The sequence below is a fragment of the Streptomyces sp. genome (genome assembly GCF_050698815.1).
In the GTDB taxonomy this organism is placed as follows: domain Bacteria; phylum Actinomycetota; class Actinomycetes; order Streptomycetales; family Streptomycetaceae; genus Streptomyces.
Genome location: NZ_JBOHCV010000252.1, coordinates 1 through 4,725, shown reverse-complemented (window position 1 = coordinate 4,725; position 4,725 = coordinate 1). Strand labels below are relative to the sequence as shown.

General features: G+C 74.5%; 4 protein-coding genes. 3 read left to right on the top strand and 1 reads right to left on the bottom strand.

Annotated features, from left to right (window positions below; translation table 11 throughout):
* Nucleotides 1-95 precede the first annotated feature (95 nt).
* Both ACRDP3_RS09390 and ACRDP3_RS09385 read left to right on the top strand, forming a co-directional pair.
* The gene (locus ACRDP3_RS09390; protein WP_431516403.1) at nucleotides 96-1,103 is read left to right on the top strand and encodes an NAD-dependent epimerase/dehydratase family protein; all 1,008 of its coding nucleotides are present in this window, start codon (nucleotides 96-98) and stop codon (nucleotides 1,101-1,103) included.
* 52 nt (nucleotides 1,104-1,155) lie between these two features.
* Nucleotides 1,156-2,460, top strand: coding sequence for a DUF6986 family protein (locus tag ACRDP3_RS09385; protein WP_431516402.1), 1,305 nt, complete (start codon nucleotides 1,156-1,158; stop codon nucleotides 2,458-2,460).
* A 55-nt stretch (nucleotides 2,461-2,515) separates the two neighbouring features.
* Here the strand turns inward: ACRDP3_RS09385 and ACRDP3_RS09380 are convergent, their stop codons facing one another.
* Nucleotides 2,516-3,502, bottom strand: coding sequence for a LacI family DNA-binding transcriptional regulator (locus ACRDP3_RS09380; RefSeq protein WP_431516404.1), 987 nt, complete (start codon nucleotides 3,500-3,502; stop codon nucleotides 2,516-2,518).
* A 233-nt stretch (nucleotides 3,503-3,735) separates the two neighbouring features.
* On the opposite strand from ACRDP3_RS09380, the gene ACRDP3_RS09375 reads away from it, so the two are divergent.
* Entirely contained in the window at nucleotides 3,736-4,671 is a 936-nt protein-coding gene (locus ACRDP3_RS09375; protein WP_431516401.1) for an ROK family protein, read from the top strand.
* The last annotated feature ends 54 nt before the right edge of the window (nucleotides 4,672-4,725 follow it).

The window sequence follows — 4,725 nt, the reverse complement described above, 5'->3', positions numbered from 1 at the left end:
GGTGTACGGGGGCGGCGCGCGCCGTCTGCTGACAGCGAATTCGCTGTCAGCGGTAAGCGGTTCCCGTGGCGGAGGACGGCGGGCACAGTCGCCGCATGAGACTGCTGATGCTGGGTGGCACGGAGTTCGTGGGGCGGGCCGTCACCGAGGCCGCGCTGGCCCGCGGCTGGACGGTGAGCGTCTTCCACCGGGGGCGGCACGAGCCGCCTCCGGGTGTGACGGTGCTCCGGGGCGACCGCACCGTCGAGGGCGGCCTGGCCGCTCTGCGCGGGGGCGAGTGGGACGCCGTCGTCGACACCTGGTCGGGCGCGCCGTCGGCGGTGCGGGAGTCGGCACGGCTGCTGTCCGGCCGGGCTGGACAGTACGTCTACGTCTCCAGCCGGTCGGTCTACGCCGGTCCGGTGCCGGCGGGGCTGGACGAGACCGGCCGGCTGGTCGACGCCTCGGCCGGCGACGCGGAGGCCGAGGATTACGCGCGCGCCAAACGGGGCGGGGAGCTGGCCGCGTCGGAGGCCTTCGGCGACCACGCGCTGCACGTGCGCGCCGGAGTGATCATCGGCCCCTGGGAGAACACCGGACGGCTGCCGTGGTGGCTGCTGCGGATCGCCCGCGGCGGCCCGGTGCCCGCGCCCGGGCCGCACGATCTGCCACTGCAGTACATCGACGTCCGCGACCTCGCCGCGTGGCTGCTGGAGGCCGCCGCGCGCGGCCTGGGCGGTGCGTACAACGTGGTGAGCCCGCCCGGGCACACCACGATGGGCGAGCTGCTGGAGACCTGCGTACGCGTCACCGGCGGCGACGCCGAACTGTGCTGGCGGGACCCGGAGTCGGTACTGGCCGCCGGTGCCGAGCCGTGGACGGGGCTGCCGCTCTGGCTGCCGCCGGGCGAAGACTACGAGCACATGCATCAGGGGGATGTCTCCAAGGCGGTCGCCGCGGGGCTGCGCTGCCGTCCCGTGGCGGAAACGGTGGCGGAGACCTGGGCGTGGCTCCAGGAGCTGGGCGGGAAGCCGCCCCTCCGGCCGGACCGGCCGCTGAAAGGGCTGGACCCGGCGACCGAGGCCCGGCTGCTGGCGGTTGACCGGCGTTCGGGGCGCGGATAGCTTCGCTGAACGAATTGTTGATTCCGGTGGGCGGAAAAGCGGAGGAGCAGGCGTGGGCGAGGACGGCACTGTGGACACGAGCCTGGCGAGCGCCGTGAGCGAAGGCATCGCGGACCGGCTGGCACCGGTCGACGCCGAACTCGCCCGCCGTTACCCGGGCGACCCCGGCACCCGCCAGCCCGTGCACACGGTCTACGTACCGGCCGACGTCTTCGCGGCCGGCACCGTACGTGCCTGGGGTGAGCAGGCACGGGACCTTCTCGACCGGCACGCACCGGACGCGGCCTCCCTGGCCGCCGTCCTCGGACTGCCCGCGGCACTCGCCGGACCCGTGCACGACCGGGTACGGGCCAAGCTGGAGCGCGAGCCCGTCGAGGACCTGCGCATCGACTTCGAGGACGGCTACGGCCCGCGGCCCGACTCCGAGGAGGACGCAGCGGCGGCCCGCGCGGCCCGGCTGGTGGCCGCCGCCTGCCAGGACGGCACCGCGCCCCCGTACGTGGGCATCCGGATGAAGTGCATGGAAGCCGCCGTGCGCGACCGTGGCATCCGCACCCTCGACATCTTTCTCACCGGTCTGCTGGCCGCGGGAGAGCTGCCCGGCGGGCTCGTGCTCACGCTGCCGAAGGTCAGCCATCCCGAGCAGGTCGCGGCGATGGTGCGGCTGTGTGAGGAGTTCGAGAAGGCGCGCGGTCTGCCGGACGGGCGCATCGGGTTCGAGATCCAGATCGAGACGCCCCAGTCCATCCTCGGCGCCGACGGCCGCGCCACCGTCGCCCGCATGATCGACGCGGCCGGCGGCCGCGCCACCTCGCTGCACTACGGCACCTTCGACTACAGCGCCTCGTGCGGAGTCAGCGCCGCCCACCAGGCCATGGACCACCCGGTGGCCGACCACGCCAAGGCCGTGATGCAGGTCGCGGCGGCGGAGACGGGGGTGCGGCTGTCGGACGGTTCCACGAACGTCGTGCCGGCCGGTTCACGGGAACAGGTGCACGACGCGTGGCGGCTGCACCACGGCCTCGTACGGCGCTCGCTGGCCCGCGCCTACTACCAGGGCTGGGACATGCACCCCGGTCACCTGCCCACCCGCTACGCCGCTGTCTACGCCTTCTACCGGGAGGGCATGGAGCCGGCCGCCACCCGGCTCGCCGCGTACGCCGGCGGAGTGGGCGGGGACGGCGGCGTGCTGGACGAACCGGCCACCGCGAAGGCGCTGAGCAACTACCTGCTGCGCGGCCTCGATTGCGGGGCGCTGGCGCCCGGCGAGATCGCCCGCCTCGCCGGCCTGACCCGGGCCGACCTCGAACGGCTCGCGGGACGGACGCCGGCCTCGCCGGCCCCCGGCGCGCCGTAGGCCCTTGCGCACCGCCGCCGTACGGCCGACGACGGTCGTGGAAGTGCTGGAAGTGCTATGTGTACGGCGGCAGTTCGCCGGAGCCGCGGGCTATCAGCCGGGTCGGCTGCGTCATCCGCCGCGGTGCGTCGTCCGCGCCGTCCAGCCGCCGGAAGAGCAGGTCGGCGGCGCCGCGCCCCAGCCGCGCCGGATCCTGGGCGACGACCGTGACGGGCGGCGAGAGGAGGTCGGCCAGTTCGAAGTCGTCGAAGCCGACCAGCGCGACCGGACGGTCCAGTTCCGCCAGCACCCGCACCAAAGTCACCGTCACCCGGTTGTTGCCGGCGAAGAGCGCCGTGACCGGTTCCGGGCCGTGCAGCATGCGTTCGGCGTCGGCCCGTACCCGCTCGGGGTCGGTCGGGCCGGGGGCGAGCCAGTGCTCGTGGATCCCCAGGCCGGCGTCCGCCATCGCGGTCTCGTAACCGCGCAGCCGCTCGCCGGCGGTGTGGATGCGGGGACGGTCACCGATGAAGCCGATGTGCCGGTGGCCGTGGGCGATCAGATGCGCGACGCCGTCGCGGGCGCCCGCGAAGCTGTCGGTCAGCACCAGGTCCGCGTCGATGCGCCCCGGCGGCCGGTCGACGAAGACCGTGGCGACCCCGGCCGCGATCTCCGGTTCCAGATAGCGGTGGTCGTCACTGGCCGGGACGATGATCAGCCCGTCGACCCGGCGTGCGCACAGCGCGAGCACCAACTCCTGTTCCCGCGCGGGGTCTTCGGCGCTGGAGCCGTTGATCAGCAGTGCGCCGTGCGCGCGGGCCACCTCTTCGACGGCGCGGCTGAGCGGCGCGTAGAAGGGGTCGGCGAGGTCCTCGAGGACGAGGCCGATGCTGGCGGTACGGCCCTTGCGCAGGATGCGAGCGCTGTCGTTGCGGCGGAAGCCCAGTGCGGTGATCGCTTCCTGCACGCGGCGCTCGGTGTCCGGGGAGACTCCCGCCTCGCCGTTGACCACACGCGAAACCGTCTTGAGGCCGACCCCCGCCAGGGCGGCCACATCCTTCATGGTGGGCCGGCTGCCGTAGCGGCGTTCAGGATGACGGGCGGCGGCGGAGCGTGCGGTGTCGGGCACGGGCGTCCAGTCCTTGTCGCGGGCGGGCCAGGGGGTGTTCCCCGGGGGCAGCGAGCAGCATAGCCGCCCCCACAACGGCTGGACAACGTTGTCAGCACCCGCCAGACTGATCTCTTGACCGTTCCCGGCCAGGGGGCGGACGGCCGTTCACAGGAGAAACATCCCCCATGCACACGGACCTCGTGGTCGCGCTCGACGTCGGCGGCACCAAGATCGCGGGTGCGCTGGTGGACAGCGGCGGGGGGCTGCTCCAGCGGGCGCAGCGTCCCACCCCGGCCCGGGCGCACGGCGAGCGGGTGCTGGCCGCCGTCGGCGAGGTGCTGGACGAGCTCGCCGCGTCCCCTCTGTGGCCGGACGCTCGCGCCGTCGGCATCGGCAGCGCGGGTCCGGTGGACGCCAAGGCGGGCACCGTCAGCCCCGTCAACATCCCCGGCTGGCGCGACTATCCGCTGGTCGACGGCGTGCGGGAGCGGACAGGCGGGCTGCCGGTGACGCTCGTCGGTGACGGCGTGGCGATGGCGGCCGCGGAGCACTGGCAGGGCGCCGCGCGCGGACGTACGGGCGCGCTGTGCATGGTGGTCTCGACGGGCGTCGGCGGCGGGCTGATCCTCGGCGGCGCCTTGCACCCCGGGCCGACCGGCAACGCCGGACACATCGGCCACATCAGCGTGGACCTGGACGGCGACAGCTGTCCCTGCGGCGGGCGCGGCTGCGTGGAGCGCATCGCGAGCGGGCCGAACATCTCCCGGCGGGCCCTGGCGGAGGGCTGGCGTCCGGGCGTGGACGGAGACACCAGCGCGGCGGCCGTCGCCGCCGCGGCCCGGGCCGGTGACCCGGTCGCCACGGCGTCCTTCGAACGGGCCGGGCGTGCGCTCGCCGCGGGGATCGCCGCCACCGCGACGCTGGTGGAGATCGAGATAGCCGTCGTGGGCGGCGGCGTGGCGAAGGCGGGAGAGGTCCTCTTCGCGCCCCTGCGGCGGGCGTTGGAGGAGTTCGCCACGCTCTCGTTCGTACGCGGCCTGGAGGTCGCACCGGCCCAGATGGGTACGGACGCGGGGCTGATCGGGGCCGCCGCGGCCTGCTGGGACCTGGCCGGACGCTGAACGGCGTGGGCGGCGGGTTCCGCGCCGCACCGCCAGCGGTCCTGGTCTTCCGGC

Bases quoted from the DNA above. Each gene is read 5' to 3' on its own strand.
- ACRDP3_RS09390 (WP_431516403.1), top strand. From the start codon at position 96: ATGAGACTGCTGATGCTGGGTGGCACGGAGTTCGTGGGGCGGGCCGTC.
- ACRDP3_RS09380 (WP_431516404.1), bottom strand. From the start codon at position 3,502: ATGAAGGATGTGGCCGCCCTGGCGGGGGTCGGCCTCAAGACGGTTTCG.
- ACRDP3_RS09375 (WP_431516401.1), top strand. From the start codon at position 3,736: ATGCACACGGACCTCGTGGTCGCGCTCGACGTCGGCGGCACCAAGATC.